Origin of the sequence: Methylobacterium terricola (assembly GCF_006151805.1) — a bacterium.
In the GTDB taxonomy this organism is placed as follows: Bacteria; Pseudomonadota; Alphaproteobacteria; order Rhizobiales; family Beijerinckiaceae; genus Methylobacterium; species Methylobacterium terricola.
Genome location: NZ_VDDA01000012.1, coordinates 47398 through 65515, shown reverse-complemented (window position 1 = coordinate 65515; position 18118 = coordinate 47398). Strand labels below are relative to the sequence as shown.

Below are 18118 nucleotides of genomic sequence, written 5' to 3'. Positions count from 1 at the left end.
CCCCGGCCTCGCACTCCAAGGGCAAACTGCCTATAGCTCGTGCATGATGACCGGGAGGGCAGGGGCATGACAGGCGGCAGGAGGAAGGCCGGGGCGAAGCCCGAGATCGGCGAGCGGCCGGTGCCGCAGGAGAGGGAGGGCACCGTGATGGCCCTCGACCTGACCCCCTCGCCGGACCTGTCGCCGGAGATGCGGGCCTATTTCGACAAGTGCCGCGAGAAGATCGGCTACGTGCCGAACGTGCTGCTCGCCTATGCCCACGACAACGCCAAGCTCGAGGCCTTCGCCGCCCTCTACAACGACCTGATGCTGGCGCCCTCCGGCCTGTCGAAGCTGGAGCGCGAGATGATCGCCGTCGTGGTCTCGAGCGTGAACCGCTGCTATTACTGCCTTACGGCGCATGGCGCCGCAGTGCGCAGCCTCTCGGGCGATCCGGTGCTCGCCGAGATGCTGGTGATGAACTACCGCGCCGCCGACCTCTCGCCCCGCCACCGTGCCATGCTCGATTTCGCGGTCGCCCTCACCGAGGCGCCCTGGACGATCGAGGAGGAGGATCGCGACGCCTTGCGCGATGCCGGCTTCTCGGAGCGCGACCTGTGGGACATCTCGGCGGTGGCGAGCTTCTTCAACATGTCGAACCGCATGGCCTCGGCCGTCGACATGCGCCCGAACCGTGCCTACCACGGCGAGGCCCGGATCCTGCCCGCACCGGACGAGGCGTGACCGCGGCCGGTCACCCGGTTGCCGCAATGGCGGCCTAAGGCCTCCACGAGACAGGCACGCGGGTCGCCCGACGGGAGCGGTGGATGGCGTATCAGGCAAAATCGGCGATCGAGATCCAGCTGGACGTCCTCGGCGCGCTCATGTTGCGCGACATCCGCACCCGCTTCGGCGGCACGATGTGGGGCTACGCCGTCGCGGTCTTGTGGCCCTGCGCCCACATCCTCGTGATTACCGCCATCTACGTCGTCATGAAAAAGCCGACGCCGATTGGTGACAGCATCGTGCTGTTCGCCGTCTCCGGTCTATCCCCCTACATCATTCTCAACTATATGTCTAGAAAGATGATGGAGGGGCCGCTGGCAAACAAGCAGCTCATTTATTTTCCTCAAGTCAAATTCTTCGACGTTGTGATGTCGCGCGCGATCGTCGAAATTTGCACCAGCAGCCTGAGTATTTTCATAGTATTTTTCATCGCAGCGTGTTGTGGCGCTCAAATCATTCCTAGGGATCCCTTTGCGTTTTGTGAATCGATGCTGCTTGCGCTGTTTTTCGCGATGGGGGCAGGGTTTTTTAATGTCTTTATCTCGCAAATGCTCCCGCAGTGGATAATGATTGTCATCGTTCCTATACTCATAATATATTTTACCAGTGGAACGGTCATCGTGGTCGAGTCGATGCCGGCAGTCATTTATAATTACGTGCAGTGGAACCCGCTCATGCACATCGTCAAGGTGTGCCGGTCGGCGTTCTACCCGGGTTACGGGGCGGATGCCGACATCCTGTTCGTGCTCATGGTCAGTGGCGCGATGGCACTGATCGGTCTTCTGGGCATCCGCTTCGTGGTGCCGCGCTTCCTCAACTGATGCAGGTGGGTCGCATCCCGCCTCGCAATGATGTTCAAGGTCGCGCTGGTACGGCGCGTCCTTGGCTGGCATCGCTCGGCTGTGCGAATGGCTCGCATGTAAAATGCGACAATAGGGCTGCGCTCATCCGGCGCGGCAGGAGTAGAGGAACATCGACAGGTCGAGCGCGAATCATGATGCGGCTTGGAGGATCTCCTACCGAAGCCTGTCGGCAGGCGATGATGACGGGGTGTTGAAGGAATGCCAGAGTGTTCTCTGACGTCGTGGACCGGTGGATCAGCAGGGCGCGAATGAGGTTGAGCCCAGGAATGGCAGCGCTCTACGACGCCTCGCCATGCCCGTTTGCCGTGATCGCGCTTTTCTGACGAACTCTTCTCCGCGCCGCCATCCGGTTGTCTTCTCCACCCAGCAGTGCACTGCTTCGCGCCCTTGCGAGAGACGGCCACTCGCCGTTGATCCCCAACGACCATCGGGCCGAAAAGCCCATCACGTCAGAACACCGCAAATTTGCCGGCCCTCGCCCCTCCTGGAGGCGGCGATGAGCTGAGAACGAGGTGCGATCCTGTCTCTGTCGAGGGCATTTCACGGATAGCCGGCGTGGAGCACGAAGGAGATCACGTCCAGCGCCGCCTGGTCGGGCACCTGCCGATTGTGCAGTCCTGCGGATGGTGCGGTCGGAGCGGCAACAGCGACTCCACTCGCATCCCGGAGAGCCGCGGGGATGCGCCAGCCGTAATCCGTCACCGCAGGGCACCATCCAGCTTGGCTCCTGGGCCTCAGTATCCCAGACAAGTGGGGATACCGCACGGGATGCCGCCCCCTGAGCCTCTACAGAGAGGGCCTTTTAGGAAGTGGAACGCGATCGCGGGCGGAATGCCGGCACGGTCGAGAGCTTTGAAGAAAACGATAGGATTGGGGCGGTGTATCGGCTCTCGCAACCGTCAGACAAGCCGAATAAAACGCCTCGTCTCACAACCATTGCTGAATCTGTGCCTTTCAGATGAAGACACAGGGATCCCGTACGATGACGGGATGGTGCGGCCGAGAGGACTCGAACCTCCACTGGTTGCCCAACTAGCACCTCAAGCTAGCGCGTCTACCAATTCCGCCACGGCCGCGGAGAGTTCCGGATGTCAAAACGATCCGGTCATTGTAAAACAAGCGTACCAATATCGACCGCATGACCCGCTGGGCGGTACCATGCATCGGCAACCTCATCCAGTGGGGCGGCTCGCTGAGGATCGAGCCGATCGCACCGAATTCAGGTTCCATTCGATCCCTAGGGGAAGGAATGGTGCGGCCGAGAGGACTCGAACCTCCACTGGTTGCCCAACTAGCACCTCAAGCTAGCGCGTCTACCAATTCCGCCACGGCCGCGGATTGCTTCATCTCGCCGAAAGCGGCGGGGCGGGGGTGAGACCCGTCCGAAGCGAGGCTGCGAATACCAGTCCCCTCCCGGGGACGCAAGCGCCCGGATGCGGATCCGGCGAACATTCTCGCCTAGAGGGCGTCCGACAGGGCACCCAGCAGCGAGGCGGCGCCGTCGCCGATGCGGATGCCGGGTTCCTGCACCACCTCGGCCTTGCGGATGAGCTCGGTCACCTCCACGGAGATGCGGTTGCCCGTGACCACGATCTGGCCGCGGGCGATCGGGTGGTTGTTGGCGAGGATCTCGACCATATCGCTGTCGGTGGAATCGAGCTCGATCACCGCGCCGCGGCCCATCCGCAGCAGCATGTGGATCGGCATCCGGGTCCGCCCGAGCACGACCGCGAGGTCCACCTTGAGAATGTCCAGTACCGCCAACGGACGCACCCACCCTGACACGAGACGATGCGCCAACAATCCGATCTTATGGTGAAGCCTTGGTAAACGACCGGCTCGGAACCGCCCCCGGCAGCCTCCTGCCCGCCCCCGGCAGCCCCCCCGTCGAATGGGTGGTGCGCGATCCCCTGCTCGATTACCGCGCGGCCGAGGCGGCGATGGAGGAGCGCGCCGCCGCGATCGCCGACGGTCGCGCCCTCGAGCGCGTTTGGCTCGTCGAGCACCCGCCGCTCTACACCGCCGGCACCTCGGCGAAGCCCGAGGACCTCGTCGCGCCGGAGCGCTTTCCGGTCCACCGCACCGGGCGGGGCGGGCAGTACACCTATCACGGCCCCGGGCAGCGGGTGGCCTACGTGATGCTCGACCTCAATCGGCGGCGGCCGGACCTGCGCGCCTACGTGGCCGCCCTCGAGGCCTGGCTGATCGCCAGCCTCGACGCCTTCACGGTGCGGGGCGAGCGGCGGGAGGACCGGGTCGGCGTCTGGGTGCGCCGGCCGGAGAAGGGGCCGGGCGTCGAGGACAAGATCGCGGCGATCGGCATCCGGGTGCGGCGCTGGGTGACCTTCCACGGCATCAGCCTGAACGTCGAGCCGGACCTGTCGCACTTCTCCGGCATCGTGCCGTGCGGCGTGCGCCAGCACGGCGTCACCAGCCTGGTCGATCTCGGCCGGCCGGTCACCCTGCCGGAGGTCGACGCGGTGCTGCGGGGCCGCTTCGAGGACATCTTCGGGCCGACGGTCTGGGTGGACGACGATGCGAGGGGTTAGGCCTCGCGGCATCGGGGCGCGCGGTTTCCAGGCCGCCCGGACTTGCTCTACAGTACCGGGCCGGACAGCGGCGACGATCCGCTCGCCGCGAGAAGCGCGGCCCCGGCCCGCGCCACCACGGAGGTCTGCCCGTGCCGGATGTGCCCGCGCCAGTGCCGGCCGCTGAGATGCGGGGGGAGGCCGGGCGATTGCGCGCCGTGCTGGCGGCCGCACCCCTGCCGTCCCTCCTGGTCGCGCCCGGGCCCGATGGGGCCGTGCTGTTCGCCAACCCGGCCGCCTGCACCCTGCTCGGGCAGAGGGGCGACGGTGTCGCGGCGGCGTGCCTCGCGGATCTGGGCGCCGGCGCGGAGGGGGAGGCGGCCCTGCGCGCGTTCCTCGCCGCCGGCGGCCCGGCCAGCGCCGAACTGCCCCTGCGTCGCCCCGACGGTGCGCTGGTCTGGGCGATGCTCCACCTCTCGCCGGTGCGGGATCCGGCCGGGACCGGGCTGATTCAGCTCGTCGAGACTTCGCGCAGCCGCGATCTCGAGGCGGCCCTCGCCTTGGCGCAGAAGCGGGAGGCGCTCGGCCAGCTCACCAACGGCGTCGCGCACGAGTTCAACAACCTGCTCCAGATCCTGGTCGGCTACATCGACGGCCTGCGCCGGCGCCTCGGCGAGCATCCGGACGCCTTCGTGCAGCGTGCGCTGACGCGCTCGACCGACGCCGCCGAGCGTGCCTCGTCGCTCACCCGCCACCTCCTGGCCTTCTCGCGCCGGCACCGGCCGGAGCCGCGGGCGGTCGACCTCAACCGGCTGCTGCGCGAGGGCTGCGAGCGGGCCGCCGGCCTGCTCGGGGCCCGATGCCGCCTCGAACTCGACCTCGCCGAGGACCTGTGGGTCGCCTGCGTCGATCCGGTCCAAACCGAGCTGATCCTGCAGATCCTGCTCAGCAACGCCGCCGAGGCGATGCCGGCGGGTGGGTGCGTCACGGTCCAGACCCGCAACCACGGCGGCGACGGCGTGGCCGCCGACGGGGCGGCGGGGCGCCACGTCGCGCTCAGCCTCACCGATACCGGCCCCGGCATGGCGCCGGAGGTGCTGGGCCGGGCGCTGGAGCCGTTCTTCACCACCCGCGAGCCCGGCCGCGGCACCGGGCTCGCCATCCTCAACGCCGTGGTCAAGCGCCAGAACGGGGCCGTCGCCCTGCGCAGCCAGCCCGGCGAGGGCACCTGCGTGCGCATGACCTTCCCGGCCGCGGAGGCACCCCGGTTGCGCCCGCAACGGAGTGCTGCCGTGGAATAATCCCGGTCGATACAAAAATTTATCGCTTGGCAGATCTGGCGGCGATCGGCGAATCTTCATCGGGTGTAGTTACGACCGCGATGGCATCCGGTGCGATGCCTCCCTTCTACTGCGCCACCCGCGCCCCCATATGTGCGATTGGGGGCATCGACGCCCCGGACTGGTGATCGCACGAGGCTGAGACGAACCGATGATGACCCCCTTCACCCGCGGCCGCCGGACGGCTCTGGCCTTCGGCCTGGCGGCCCTCATGGCCGTGGCGGCGACGCCCGGCGAGGCGCGTCCCGGCAGCGGATCTTCCATGGGTTCGCGCGGCTCCAAGACCTATTCGGCGCCGCCCTCGACCGCGACCGCCCCCGGCGCCCCGGCGCCGATGCAGCGCTCGATGACCCAGCCCGGCTCGCCGATGGGGGCCCCGGCCGCGCCGCAGCGGCGCTTCGGCGGCGGCTTCTTCGCCGGCCTGCTCGGCGCGGGCCTGCTCGGCGCGCTGATCGGCGGCGGCTTCTTCGGCGGCCTCGGCGGCATCGCCTCGTTCCTCGGCCTGCTGCTCCAGGTCGGCCTCCTGGTCGGCGTGGTGATCCTGGCCCTGCGCTTCTTCCGCCGTCGTCGGGCCGAGCCCGCCATGGCGGGTGCCTATCAGCGCAGCGGCCCGGCGGCCGGTCCGGGCGGTCCGCTCGGCGGCCTCGGTGGGGGTCTCGGCGGTCTCGGGGCCGGCCTCGGCGGCGGCGCTGCCGCCCCGCAGGCGCGTCCGCCCCAGCGCGACGAGGTCGGCATCGGCCCGCAGGATTTCGACGCCTTCGAGCGCACCCTGGGCCAGGTCCAGCTCGCCTACGGCGCCGAGGACGCCCCTACCCTGCGTCGCCTCACGACCCCCGAGATGTTCGGCTACTTCGCCGAGGAGATCCGCGCCAACGCCGCCCGCGGCGTCGTCAACAAGATCGCCGACGTGAAGCTGCAGCAGGGCGATCTCGCCGAGTCCTGGCGCGAGGGCCCGGTCGATTACGCCACCGTCGCGATGCGCTACACCCTGCGCGATGCGGTGATCGAGCGCGCCAGCGGCAAGGTCGTCGAGACCAACCCGCCCGAGGCGACGGAGGTCTGGACCTTCCTGCGCGAGCGCGGCGGCCAGTGGGTGGTCTCGGCCATCCAGCAGACGCGATAACGGCGTCGATGCGGGGAGCGTCGCTCCCCGCTTTCATCCCGAAGCCCTCGGTCTCGTGCAGATCGGGGGTTTTTTTGTGCCTGCGACGCATCCCGGTCGTTGGCCGCCCAGAGGCAGCGAAGGCGCCACCCACCCGCGTCGTCCCGGGGTCATGCGATGAGGCCCGGAACGACGCGATGCGGTGTCGATGCGGCGCGCGACCGGCAGCCCTCGTTGCCGAAGCGGGTTTAGAGCACCCGCGCCATCGCCACGAACCCCGCCACCGGCACCTCTTCCGCCCGCGCGGTCTCGACGATCCCGGCGGCGGCGAGCAGGCGGGCGGGGTCGGGCGTCGCGCCCTTCAGGCTCTGGCGCAGCATCTTGCGGCGCTGGCCGAAGGCGGCGCCGGTCACGGCTTCCAGCGCCCTGACCCGGCAGGGCAGGGGCTCGGGCCGCGGCACCAGCCGCACCACGCTCGACGTCACCTTCGGTGGCGGCACGAAGGCGGAGGGCGGCACGTCGAACAGCAGCTTCGCCTCCGTGCGCCAGCCGCACAAGACGCCGAGCCGGCCGTAATTCGCCCGGTCGCTCTCGTCGGCGACGATGCGCTCGGCGACCTCGCGCTGGAACATCAGGGTCAGCGAATCCCACCACGGCGGCCAGGCCTCCGCGGTGAGCCAGCCGGTGAGGAGCTGGGTCCCGACATTGTAGGGCAGGTTCGCGACGATGCGGGCCGGCCCTTCGCCGATCAGCGGCCGCGGGTCGAAGGCGAGCGCGTCGGCCTCCACCACCTCCAGCCGGCCGGGATAATGCGCCGCGATCTCGGCCAGGGCCGGCAGCGCGCGGGGGTCGCGCTCGACCGCGATCACCCGTGCCGCTCCGTGCATCAGCAGGGCCCGGGTCAGGCCGCCGGGGCCGGGTCCGACCTCGACCACCGTCACGCCCTCGAGTGGCCCGGCCGAACGGGCGATCCGCCCGGTGAGGTTGAGGTCGAACAGGAAGTTCTGGCCGAGCGACCGGCGCGGCATCAGGTCGTGCGCCTGCACGACCTCCCGCAAAGGCGGCAATCCATCCGGGGCGCTCACGCCGAGGCTCCGTCCGCGGAGTGGGTCAGCCGGCCCGCGAGCTTGAGGGCCGCTACCAGGCTGTCGGGCTTTGCCAGACCCTGGCCGGCGATGTCGAAGGCGGTGCCGTGATCCGGCGAGGTGCGCAGGAAGGGCAGCCCGAGGGTGACGTTCACGCCCTCGTCGAAGGCGAGCGTCTTGATCGGGATCAACGCCTGGTCGTGGGTCGGGGCCAGAGCCACGTCGTAGGTGGCCCGGGCGCGGGCGTGGAACAGCGTGTCGGCCGGGTGCGGCCCGGTGATGGCGATGCCCTCGGCCCGCAGACGCTCCACCGCCGGAGCCAGCACGTCGCGGTCCTCGGTGCCCATCGTGCCGGCCTCGCCGGCATGCGGGTTGAGCCCGGCGAGCACGAGGCGCGGGTGCGCGAGGCCGAATCGGGTCCGCATGTCGCGGTCGACGATGCGGGCGGTCTCGACCACGAGATCCGTGGTGAGGAGGTCGGGCACCCGGCGCAAGGGCACGTGGATCGTCACCGGCACCACCGCCAGGTCCTCGGACCACAGCAGCATCACCGGCGTAGGGGGTTCCGCGCCGGGTTCGATGGCCAGAGCCGCCAGGTACTCGGTATGGCCGGGATGGCGGAAGCCCGCCTCGTACAGCACGTGCTTGGCGATCGGGTTGGTGACGAGGGCGGGCGCGCGCCCGGCCCGCACCAGCCGCACCGCCTCGTCGATCGAGGCGATCGTGCCGGCGGCGCTCGCCGGGTCGGGTCGGCCCGGCTCCGCCGTCACGGTCAGGCCGTCCGGCAGGCGCACGACCGGCAGGGCCCGCGCGAAGGCCCCGGCCGCAGTCTCGGGGGTGGCTGCCGCCAGCGGTACCGCGAGGCCGAGCCGGGCGGCGATGCGGCCGAGGAAATCCGGGTCGCCGATGACGAAGAACGGCGCCAGTCCGTGCTCCTCCCGGGCGAGCCAGGCCCGCAGGGTGATCTCCGGGCCGATCCCGGCCGGATCGCCCTGTGTCAGCGCGAGGGCTGTGGTCATCGCGGGGATCCCCGTCCGTGGTGGCGCATCCCCGCGCCATCGCATTCCGGCTCACGGTGAGCAAGCGCGCCAGGCGCGCCCGCGCCGAGCGCCCGGCCCGTCACCGGGCGGTCGCGATGCCGTCCGCCGTCGTGGTGGTGCTGAGGTTCTGGCGGAAATTCGCCTCGCCGAGGGTGCGCAGCTCGATCCGCAGCAGGAAGGTGCGGTTGCGCTCGCGCAGGCCCGACGCCGTCTCGATCGGCGACGACAGGTAGTTGAGCGAGATCGTCGTGCACTCGTCGCGGTAGCCGAAGCCGAGGCCCGACGACGAGACGTAGAACTTGTCGGCGCGGTCGTAGGTCGGCGCGGTGCCGCCGACGGTCGGGTTGAGGAAGTAGGACTGCGCGGCCGAGGCGTAGAGTTCGCGCACCTGGAGGTAGTGCGAGAGGTCGAACAGCACCGAGCCGGTGACGAACCAGTTCGGCGTGATGTTGTAGAGCGCCGAGGCCTGCAGGCCCTCGCGGCGGCGGTCGAAGCCGAGCTCGGGCTGGGCCTCGTAGCGGGCGTAGATCAGCGAGGTCTCGAGCGGCAGGAACGGCGCGAACTTCGCCGTGATGCCGCTCTCGAACCGCTTGAGCGCGAAGGTGGCGTTGTCGAACCGGGCCCGGGTGATGAAGCTGATGTTCTGGTTCGGCGAGACCTGGAACCGCGAGACGAAGTCGGAGCGGGTGGTCTCGAGGCCGGAATCGCGGCCGACATTGGCGATGTCGCCGCGGCGGAACGAGTTGACGCCGGCAAGCGCGATCGACTCGCCGAACATCGCGTTCATGTAGAAGCCGTTGCGGCCGGTCACCGAGTACTCGGCGCCGAGATTGGCGCGCACGCCGCCCTCGACCCGATCGTAGCCCGAGAACTTGTCCCACGCGAACAGCGAGGTGTCGTCGAAGACGAGGCTCTGGGCGTCCTCGTTCGGCAGGCGGCCGATGCGGCTCTCGCTCGGCCGCGCGATCACCTGGGCGACCGGCGACACGGTGTGGACCCCGAGCGGGCCGAAATCGGCGACGAAGGGGTAGCGGTATTCGAGGCCGACCGCCGGCATCACCCGGCCGGAGAAGTTCGATTCCGGCGAGAACAGGTTGGTGACTTCGGGGTTCTGGTAGCCGGTCGTGTTCGGGTTCACGAAGAACGCGTCGCCGCGCAGATAGGCGAAGGGCTGCCAGCGCTGGCCGAACTCGTCGGTGAAGGTGCGGCGCCACGACACCTGGGCGGTGGCCCGGGTGGTGTCGCCGGCGAGCCCGCTCACCAGGCACTGCCCGCGCTCGAACACCGAGCAGGTGCTGTAGAGCGGGAAGGTGATGCCGTTGACGCTCGGGCTGAGCAGGTAGGTCCCGGTGCGCGGGATCTGGGTGTACTGCGTCGCCTCGCGGGTCAGGTGGGTGAAGTTGGCCTGGAACCGCACCTCGCCGCCGATCGGGTCGGGCCCGTCGCGCCGCTTGTCGTAGTCGATCACCGGGGCGACGATCGGCTGCTGCTTCTGCCAGTCGAAGGTCGACAGGCCCTTGAAGTAGTAGCCCCGCGCCTCGAACCACGAGCGGTCGCCCTGGCCGATCAGGTAGGCGGTGGACACCGCCTCGCGGAAGTAGTCCGTGCTGATCGTCTGGTTGCGGATGCGGTAATTGTCGAGGAACCACTTGTCGGTGACGCCGACGACGTCCCAGCCGGCGCGCCAGTTCGGGGCGAGATAGAACTGTCCGGCCGATTCGATCGAGCCGCGGAAGTCGCGGTCGCCCGAGCCGAGGGGGCCGGGCAGGAAGGCGCTCGGGGTCGACTGGAAGATGCCGCTGACCCGGACGTTGTAGAAGCCGTTGGCGAGGCGCTGGCGCCACTCGGCCTGGCCGAGCACGCCCTGCTTCGACAGGAAGGTCGGCTCGATCGTCAGGTCGTAATCGGGCGCGATGTTCCAGAAGAACGGCGTGCCGATGCCGTAGCCGAGCACGTTCGAGGAGACGAAGTGCGGCGCCAGGAAGCCGGTGTCGCGCCGGATCGTCGGATCGGGCGAATAGAAATACGGCAGGTAGGCGACCGGGATGCCGGCGACTTCGAGGTAGGAATCCTCGTAGTAGATCCGGCGCTCCTCGTTGTTGTGGATGATCCGCGCCGCCTTGACCTGCCACAGGGGCGGCCGCTCGGGATGGTCCTTGCACGGCTCGCAGGCGGTGTAGGTGCCGTATTCGAAGGTCGTGGTCTCGCCGGCGACGCGCTCCGCCCGCGGCGCGGAGAACCGCACCCGGGCCGGGCGGCCGCGCTGCTCGACGGTCTGCTGGATGCGCAGCGAATCGATGAAGCCGGACTTGAAGTCGTCGGTCAGCTCCATCCGGTCGCCGGTGACCACCGCGCCGGTCTCGTCGGTGAGGCGGACATTGCCCTCGGCGAACACCCGGCCGGTGTTGCGGTCGTAGCGCACGCGGTCGGCCAGCAGGGTGCGCGGGCCGTAATGCAGCTCGGCATTGCCGACCGCCGAGACCGTGTTGCGGTCGTTGTCGTAGACGAGTTCCTTGGCCTCGACGAGCAGGCGCTCGCTGTTGCCCTTCGCGGCATTCTTGGCCGAGCCCGCCGCAAGGCGGTCGTTGAGGGTTCCCTGCGCACGCGCAGGCGCGCCCGCGCCCACCGTCGCGGCGGCGGCCAGCAGAACCGTCAGGGATCCCGTGACCGCGGCACCCGCGGCCTTACGCACGACTCGACCCATCCCCGCACCCGCTATGCCCGCGACGCTGTTCCGGAGGTTGGGCATTCAGCCGTCCTCCAGGTGCAGAAGCGCGAGCGTTCCGAGAAGACTTCCTACCACGGCCGGGAACCACGCCGCCACCGGCGCCGCGACCAATCCAGAGGCTCCTAAGCCCTCCATCACCTGCCGTGCCACGTAGAGCACGAAGCCCGCCGCGACGCCGCCGAGCACCATCTTGCCGATGCCACCAAAGCGGAAGAACCTTAATGAAACCGATGCCGCCACCAGCACCATCGCCAGGAACAGCACCGGCCGCGCCATCAGCACGTCGTACTGCAGGCGGTAACGCGTGGCGTCGAGTCCCGCCCGCTCGGTCCGGGCGATCGTCTGGCGCAGTTGCCAGAAAGGCACGGATTCCGGCGGGGTGAAGCGCTGGCGCACCTGCGAGGGATCGAGCGTCGAGGCGATCAGGTAGGTGTCGTAGCTCTGCGGCTCCTGGTCGAGCCCCTGGACGCGCACGTCCTGCAATTCCCAGTAGCCATCGTGCAGGGTGGCCCGGGCCGCCTGCATCTGCTGGGTGAAGGCCCCGGCCTCGTCGAAGGTGAAGACCGAGACGCCGGCCAGCGTCGTGGTGCCCTCGATCGCGGTCTCGGCCCGGATCACCGCCTGGCCGTCGATGCTGCGCTGGCGGATCCACAGGTCCTTGCCGGAGCCGGCCTTCGACGAGCGGGCGAAGATCTTGGCCTCGATCTCGGTCGAGCGCTGCTTCAGCTCGGCCGAGACCGGGTTGTAGACCCCGACCGTGAAGGCGCCGATGCCGAGCGCCACCATCACGCCGGGCTGCAGGAACTGCCAGGCCGAGATGCCGGCCGCCCGCGCCACCACCAGTTCGAGCTTGCGGCTCAGCTGGAGGAGGGCCGCCATGGCGCCGAACAGGATCGCGAAGGGCAGGACCTGCTCGGCCACCGCGGGCGTGCGGAACAGGGCGAGCCGCGCCATCACGGCGGCCGAGGCGCCCTCGGCGTCGCCGGCGCGTCGCATCAGCTCGACGAAGTCGAGGGTGTAGACGAGGGCGAAGACCGTGAGGAAGACCCCCAGGATCATGCGCAGGAAGCGCGCCGCCAGGTAGCGGCCGAGGGTGACGCCGATCAGCATGGCGGCGTCAGCCCGCCCGGACCCGGGGCGCCCGGGCCGGCAGCGCCTCCGAGAGGCGGCGCAGACGTGCGGCGAGCGCGGCGTTGAACGCCCGCACCCGGCTGCCCTGATACGCGACGAGAAGCGAGAGCAGGATGGCGATGACCGGCACGGCATAGACCGCCGCCACCGCGCCCTGGCTGCGCACCGCCGCGCTCGCGGCGGCGAAGCCCGCGATGCGCAACCCCACCACGGCGGCGATCGCGCCGGCGACCGCGAGCCCGCGGCCCTGCCGGGTGGTGCGGGGATCGCCGAGCGCCGCGAAGGCGATCAGCCCGAGCGCCAGGGGATAGAGCCAGGACGACAGCCGGTCGTGCAATTCGGCCCGGAAGCGGCCCTTGGTCAGCTTGTAGTAGGTCTCGTTGGCGTCCGGGAACAGCAGCTGCACCGTCGAGCGCTCGCGCGGCTTGTAGATCGTGTCGGCGTCCGGGGGCGTGAAGGCGGCGAGATCGACGGCGTAGCGCTGGAAGGTGATGATCGAGGAATCGCGGCTGTTCGGCTGCTGGCGGTGGATGCTGCCCTTCTCGAGCACCAGGTAGGTCTGCCCGTCGAGATCGACCGCCTGGCCGCGTTCGGCGAGGTAGACCACCGTCTTCCCGGCCTCGCGCCGGTCCTGCATGAAGATGCCGAGCAAGGCTCCGTTCGGCGCCCGCTCGCGGAAATGGAAGGTGATGCCGCTATCAAGGGTGGTGAACTGCCCTTCCTTGACCACGTTGGCGATGAAGTCGCCGCGCACCCGGGTCAGCACGTCGCGCAACTCCTGGAAGCTCGACGGCATCACCTGGATGGTCAGGAAGCCGATGGCGGCGCTGACGATCAGCGCCAGCGTCAGGAACGGCCGCATCAGGTGGCGCGGCGACATGCCGGCGGCGCTCATCACGATCAGCTCGGAATCGCCGTTGAGCTTGTTGAGCGCGTAGACCACCGCGATGAACAGCGCGACCGGCGCGATCACCGTGATGAGCGTCGGCAGCGACAGGCCGGTGATCAGGAAGAAGATCAGCAGCGTCTGGCCCTTGGCGGTGATCAGGTCCAGCTCGCGCAAGGCCTGCGTCACCCAGATCACGCCGGTGAGGCCGATCAGGCACGACAGGAACGCCCCCAGGGCGATGCGGAAGATGTATCGCTCGATCTGCTTCATCGGCCGGTTGCGGTCGGGCCCCCTTCCGCGTCGATGCTGGTTAGTCGCCCCCCGCCGGCCGCACAAGCATCGGCTGCCCTCAAGCACGGCAAGTGCGGCCTTTTGCGGGCAGGCGCGCTGCTGCGGTCACAGCGGCGCGCAGCCGGGCGCGCGACCGGCGGCCACAGGAGGTCCGCCCGCCGGAGGCAGGCGGTCGCACGCCCGGCCGCGTTGCGTTCCGGCAGCCCGCCCCGCTACACAGGGCCGACGCAGCGCCTCGAGAAGACGCGCGAACCGAGACGGGACGAAAGCAACGCCATGGCGGACGGCATCAGCATCGAGATCGAATCCCTCGCCGCGTCGGGCGCGCAGGCCAGGCCCGGCGGCGACCTCGTGCTGTTCGTCGGCGAGGACCTCGCCCTGTCGGCGCGGGCGGCCGAGATCGCCGGGCCCGGCGCGGCCGAGCTCGTGACCCGCGCGGCCGGCGTCGAGCGGTTCAAGGGCAAGGCGCAAAGCGCCCTCGTCGTCACCGCCCCGGCCGGCTTGTCGGCCGAGCGGCTGGTGGTGATCGGCACCGGCTCCGACGAGGCGGCCTCGCGCGACTGGGCGACGCTCGGCGGCTTCACCGCCGGCAAGCTCGGCAGCCGGTCGGCGACCGTGGTGCTCGAATGGCCCGGCACCGCGCCGACCTCGGACGAGGTCGCGGCCTTCTCGCTGGGGGCGCGGCTTCGCGCCTACAAGTTCGACCGCTACAAGAGCAAGAAGTCGCCGGAGGGCGAGGAGACGAGCGGGGGAGGGCGCCTGACCCTGCTGGTGCCGGAGAATGCCGGGCTGAAGAAGGCGCTGCGCGGCGCCGAGGGGCTGGCCGAGGGCGTCACCCTCGCTCGCGAACTCGTCAACGAGCCGCCGAACGTCCTCGACCCGGAGGAATTCGCCCGCCGCGCCGCAGGCCTCGAGAAGCTCGGCGTCGAGATCGAGATCCTCGACGAGAAGGACATGAAGAAGCTCGGCATGCGGGCGCTGCTCGCCGTCGCGCAGGGCTCGGCCAAGGAGGCCCGGGTCGTCATCATGCGCTGGAACGGCGGCGAGGACGCCTCCGCGGCGCCGGTGGCCTTCATCGGCAAGGGCGTGACCTTCGATTCCGGCGGCGTCTCCATCAAGGGGAGCGGCGGCATGGAGGACATGAAGGGCGACATGGCCGGCGCCGCCTGCGTCGTCGGCCTGATGCACGCTCTCGCCAGCCGCAAGGCCAAGGTGAACGCGCTCGGCGCCATCGGCCTCGTCGAGAACATGCCCGACGGCAAGGCCCAGCGCCCCGGCGACATCGTCACCTCGATGTCGGGCCAGACGATCGAGATCATCAACACCGACGCGGAAGGCCGCCTGGTGCTCGCCGACGTGCTCTGGCACGTCCAGCAGACCTACAAGCCCCGTTTCATGATCGACCTCGCGACCCTGACGGGCGCGATCCTGGTGGCGCTCGGCCAGGAATTCGCCGGCATGTTCTCGAACAACGACGAGCTGGCGCAGCGCCTCTCGGCCGCGGGCGAGGCCACCGGCGAGAAGGTCTGGCGCATGCCGCTGGCGCCGGGCTTCGACAAGCTGATCGAGTCGAAATTCGCCGACATGAAGAACACCGGCGGCCGGCACGGCGGCTCGGCCACGGCGGCGCAGTTCCTCAAGCGCTACGTCAACGACGTGCCGTGGATCCACCTCGACATCGCCGGCGTCGGGATGGGCTCGCCGGCGAGCGAGATCAACCGCTCCTGGGGCTCGGGCTGGGGCGTGCGCCTCCTCGATCGGCTCGTGCGCGACCATTACGAGGCGTGAGCGCCGGCGTCCCTGTTTCGGGGTCCCTGCCGGTTCGATGACCTTCCGGTCATCCCGCAGGCGGGGGCGGCTCGCCGCCCTCGCGCCTCTCCTGGCAGCCCTGGCGGCGGTGGCGTTCGTTGCCGCTGCCGGCGTGACGCAGGCGCGCCTCGACGCGGCCGGATTCGGCCAGTACGCCTACGGCTTCTTCGCCGACCGCTACCCGCTGTTCTTCCCGGCCATCGCCTACGGGGCGGCGCGCGTCGCGCTCCTGCCCGTTGCCGCCCCCGGATGGCGCGGCTGGCTCGGCGCGCTCCTCGGCCTCGCCCTGGTGCTGGGCCTGTCGCTGCACCCGACCTATGGCGGGCTGGTGCTGCGCACCGGCTACTCGGTCGGCAGCGTCGCCTTCCTGTCCGGCCAGACGATGCTGGCGGCCCAGGGCCTCGGGCTGACGATGACCGCCATGGTCTTCGGCTTCGCCATCGGCGTCCCGGTCCTCGTCGCCCGCGGCCTGCCGCGCCGCGGCGACCGCTGGCGCGGCTTCGGCCGGGGGCTCCTGCGCCTCGTCGCGCTCGCCTTCGCCTTCGCCCTGCTGGCGGCCGCGCGGGACCTCGGGCTGTCGGACTTCCTGCGCGTGCCGCTCTCCGGGGGACAGGCGGCTCTGGCCGGGGGCCTCGTGCTCGCGGCGTTCCTGCCGCATGCCGTCCTCTCCTCTGCCGTGTCCCGCCCATCGGTTGAAACGCCCGGGAGGAGAGGCTAACCGGAAGGAAAGCGGGAGCCCGTCGAGGTATCCGGCACCGAAAGGGTGGAATTCATGGGCACGGGGCCGAGCGTGATGGATCCGAACACCCCGCCGCGGCCCTGGCTCGCCGCCTATCCGGAATCCGTCCCGGCCGAGATCGAACCTGAGCGCCTCGGCACCCTGGTCGAGCTGATCGAGACCAGCGCGCGGCGTTTCGCCGACAGCCCGGGCATCACCTGTTTCGGTGTCTCCCTGACCTACGCCACCTTGAGGCGCGAGGGCGAGGCGATGGCGGCCTGGCTCCAGGCGCAGGGCGTGGTCAAGGGCGACCGGGTCGCCCTGATGATGCCGAACGTGCCGGCCTTCCCCATCGCCCTCGTCGGCGCGCTGCTCGCCGGCGCCACGGTCGTCAACGTCAACCCGCTCTACACCCCGCGCGAGCTGATCCACCAGCTGCGCGATGCCGGCGCCCGGGTGCTGGTGGTGCTGGAGAATTTCGGCCGCACGGTCGCCGAGGCGCTGCCCGAGCTGCCCGGCCTCGAGCGGGTGGTGGTGGCCGGCGCCGGCGACGGGCTCGGGCCGAAGGGCGCGCTGATCACCCTGGCGGCGCGCCACCTCAAGAAGGCGGTCCCGCCCTTCGTCCTGCCGGCCCCGCGCCGCACGCGCTTCAAGGCCGCGCTCGCGGCGGGGCGCAAGGCGACGTTCCGTCCGGTCGCGGTGTCTCCCGACGACCTCGCCTTCCTGCAATATACCGGCGGCACCACCGGCGTGTCGAAAGGAGCGATGCTGACCCATCGCAACGTCGCCGCCAATGTCGAGCAGAGCCGGGTCTGGTTCGGCATGCGCGACGACGAGGGTCCGGGCCGGGTGATGGTGACGGCCCTGCCGCTCTACCATATCTTCGCGCTGACCTGCTGCTTCTTCTTCATGATGCGGCTCGGCGCGTGCTGCCTGCTGGTGCCGAACCCGCGCGACATTCCAGGCTTCGTGGCGTTGCTGCGCAAGAGCCGGTTCACCAACCTGTCGGGCGTCAACACGCTGTTCAACGCGCTCCTCAACCACCCCGACATCGGCAAGGTCGATTGGTCGCGGCTCGAACACGCCATCGCGGGCGGCATGGCGATGCAGGGGCCGGTGGCGAAACGCTGGAAATCCGTCACCGGCAATCCGGTGATCGAGGGCTACGGCCTGTCCGAGACCTCGCCCGTCGTCTCGATCAACCCGCCGACCTTGCACGACTGGTCCGGCACCATCGGCTACCCGGTCTCCTCGACGGAGGTCTGCATCCGCGATGCCGCCGGCGCGACCCTGCCGATGGGCCAGCCCGGCGAGCTCTGCGTGCGCGGGCCGCAGGTGATGGCCGGCTACTGGGGCCGGCCCGACGAGACCGCCCGCGCCATGACGCAGGACGGCTTCTTCCGCACCGGCGACATCGCGGTGATCGAGCCCGACGGGCAGATCCGCATCGTCGACCGGATGAAGGACATGATCCTGGTCTCGGGCTTCAACGTCTACCCGAACGAGGTCGAGGACGTGCTCGCCGCCCATCCGGGCGTGCTCGAAGTGGCGGTGGTGGGCGAGACCTCGGAGGAGACCGGCGAGTGCGTCGTCGCCCACGTGGTGCGCCGCGACCCCGACCTCACCGCCGAGGCGCTGCGGGCCCATGCCCGCGAAGGCCTGACCGCCTACAAGGTGCCCCGCCGCATCGTCTTCCGCGACAGCCTGCCCAAGACCAATGTCGGCAAGGTGCTGCGGCGGGCGCTGCGGGAAGGGGAGGTCGTGGCGTAGGGCGTCGCTTCCCGGTCCTGCCGCTGCACGGGACTATGCGAGGCAAGGCAGGGTGCGGG

The 18118-nt window shown here is 69.9% G+C and carries 14 protein-coding genes and 2 tRNA genes; 8 read left to right on the top strand and 8 right to left on the bottom strand.

The annotated features are described in order from the left end of the window. The first annotated feature begins 147 nt into the window (after positions 1-147). Positions 148-723: a peroxidase-related enzyme gene (locus tag FF100_RS22605; protein WP_425463343.1), complete on the top strand. Its 576-nt coding sequence runs from the start codon at positions 148-150 to the stop codon at positions 721-723. An 83-nt stretch (positions 724-806) separates the two neighbouring features. Further along, positions 807-1586: an ABC transporter permease gene (locus tag FF100_RS22600; RefSeq protein ID WP_139038017.1), complete on the top strand. Its 780-nt coding sequence runs from the start codon at positions 807-809 to the stop codon at positions 1584-1586. 1033 nt (positions 1587-2619) lie between these two features. Here the strand turns inward: FF100_RS22600 and FF100_RS22595 are convergent. From FF100_RS22595 to FF100_RS22585, 3 genes are all read right to left on the bottom strand, one after another. Beyond that, positions 2620-2704: transfer RNA gene (locus tag FF100_RS22595), tRNA-Leu, on the bottom strand. A 174-nt stretch (positions 2705-2878) separates the two neighbouring features. Beyond that, positions 2879-2963, bottom strand: a tRNA-Leu gene (locus FF100_RS22590). Positions 2964-3086: 123 nt separating this feature from the next. Then, positions 3087-3392, bottom strand: coding sequence for a FliM/FliN family flagellar motor switch protein (locus FF100_RS22585; RefSeq protein ID WP_139038016.1), 306 nt, complete (start codon positions 3390-3392; stop codon positions 3087-3089). A gap of 59 nt (positions 3393-3451) precedes the next feature. Between FF100_RS22585 and lipB the strand changes: the two genes are divergently transcribed. The 3 genes from lipB to FF100_RS22570 all read left to right on the top strand — a co-directional run bounded on the left by lipB (position 3452) and on the right by FF100_RS22570 (position 6619). Then, entirely contained in the window at positions 3452-4177 is a 726-nt protein-coding gene (gene lipB / locus FF100_RS22580) for a lipoyl(octanoyl) transferase LipB (protein WP_139038015.1), read from the top strand. 131 nt (positions 4178-4308) lie between these two features. Further along, positions 4309-5457: an ATP-binding protein gene (locus FF100_RS22575; protein WP_246102235.1), complete on the top strand. Its 1149-nt coding sequence runs from the start codon at positions 4309-4311 to the stop codon at positions 5455-5457. Positions 5458-5647: 190 nt separating this feature from the next. Further along, complete coding sequence (locus FF100_RS22570) at positions 5648-6619, top strand: TIM44-like domain-containing protein (RefSeq protein WP_139038014.1); 972 nt, start codon at positions 5648-5650, stop codon at positions 6617-6619. 227 nt (positions 6620-6846) lie between these two features. On the opposite strand, the gene rsmA is transcribed toward FF100_RS22570, so the two are convergent. The 5 genes from rsmA to lptF all read right to left on the bottom strand — a co-directional run bounded on the left by rsmA (position 6847) and on the right by lptF (position 13741). Continuing rightward, positions 6847-7626, bottom strand: a complete 780-nt coding sequence (gene rsmA / locus FF100_RS22565; RefSeq protein ID WP_246102266.1) for a 16S rRNA (adenine(1518)-N(6)/adenine(1519)-N(6))-dimethyltransferase RsmA — start codon at positions 7624-7626, stop codon at positions 6847-6849. A gap of 53 nt (positions 7627-7679) precedes the next feature. Continuing rightward, a complete protein-coding gene (pdxA, locus tag FF100_RS22560) occupies positions 7680-8702 on the bottom strand; it encodes a 4-hydroxythreonine-4-phosphate dehydrogenase PdxA (protein WP_139038012.1) in 1023 nt (340 codons plus the stop codon). A gap of 100 nt (positions 8703-8802) precedes the next feature. After that, positions 8803-11472, bottom strand: coding sequence for an LPS-assembly protein LptD (locus tag FF100_RS22555; protein WP_139038011.1), 2670 nt, complete (start codon positions 11470-11472; stop codon positions 8803-8805). Continuing rightward, entirely contained in the window at positions 11473-12561 is a 1089-nt protein-coding gene (gene lptG / locus FF100_RS22550) for an LPS export ABC transporter permease LptG (RefSeq protein ID WP_139038010.1), read from the bottom strand. It lies immediately after the preceding gene. 7 nt (positions 12562-12568) lie between these two features. Continuing rightward, positions 12569-13741: an LPS export ABC transporter permease LptF gene (gene lptF, locus FF100_RS22545; protein ID WP_139038009.1), complete on the bottom strand. Its 1173-nt coding sequence runs from the start codon at positions 13739-13741 to the stop codon at positions 12569-12571. 297 nt (positions 13742-14038) lie between these two features. On the opposite strand from lptF, the gene FF100_RS22540 reads away from it, so the two are divergent. The 3 genes from FF100_RS22540 (at position 14039) to FF100_RS22530 (ending at position 18059) form a co-directional block, all read left to right on the top strand. Beyond that, a complete protein-coding gene (locus FF100_RS22540) occupies positions 14039-15550 on the top strand; it encodes a leucyl aminopeptidase (protein ID WP_139038008.1) in 1512 nt (503 codons plus the stop codon). A gap of 37 nt (positions 15551-15587) precedes the next feature. Then, positions 15588-16289 (top strand): hypothetical protein, encoded by a 702-nt coding sequence (locus FF100_RS22535; protein ID WP_139038007.1) that lies wholly within the window; start codon positions 15588-15590, stop codon positions 16287-16289. A 75-nt stretch (positions 16290-16364) separates the two neighbouring features. Then, entirely contained in the window at positions 16365-18059 is a 1695-nt protein-coding gene (locus FF100_RS22530; protein WP_139038119.1) for an AMP-binding protein, read from the top strand. Positions 18060-18118: the final 59 nt, after the last annotated feature.

Bases quoted from the DNA above. Each gene is read 5' to 3' on its own strand.
- FF100_RS22605 (WP_425463343.1), top strand. From the start codon at position 148: ATGGCCCTCGACCTGACCCCCTCGCCGGACCTGTCGCCGGAGATGCGG.
- FF100_RS22600 (WP_139038017.1), top strand. From the start codon at position 807: ATGGCGTATCAGGCAAAATCGGCGATCGAGATCCAGCTGGACGTCCTC.
- FF100_RS22570 (WP_139038014.1), top strand. From the start codon at position 5,648: ATGATGACCCCCTTCACCCGCGGCCGCCGGACGGCTCTGGCCTTCGGC.
- rsmA (WP_246102266.1), bottom strand. From the start codon at position 7,626: ATGCCGCGCCGGTCGCTCGGCCAGAACTTCCTGTTCGACCTCAACCTC.
- pdxA (WP_139038012.1), bottom strand. From the start codon at position 8,702: ATGACCACAGCCCTCGCGCTGACACAGGGCGATCCGGCCGGGATCGGC.
- FF100_RS22555 (WP_139038011.1), bottom strand. From the start codon at position 11,472: ATGCCCAACCTCCGGAACAGCGTCGCGGGCATAGCGGGTGCGGGGATG.
- lptG (WP_139038010.1), bottom strand. From the start codon at position 12,561: ATGCTGATCGGCGTCACCCTCGGCCGCTACCTGGCGGCGCGCTTCCTG.
- lptF (WP_139038009.1), bottom strand. From the start codon at position 13,741: ATGAAGCAGATCGAGCGATACATCTTCCGCATCGCCCTGGGGGCGTTC.
- FF100_RS22540 (WP_139038008.1), top strand. From the start codon at position 14,039: ATGGCGGACGGCATCAGCATCGAGATCGAATCCCTCGCCGCGTCGGGC.
- FF100_RS22535 (WP_139038007.1), top strand. From the start codon at position 15,588: ATGACCTTCCGGTCATCCCGCAGGCGGGGGCGGCTCGCCGCCCTCGCG.
- FF100_RS22530 (WP_139038119.1), top strand. From the start codon at position 16,365: ATGGATCCGAACACCCCGCCGCGGCCCTGGCTCGCCGCCTATCCGGAA.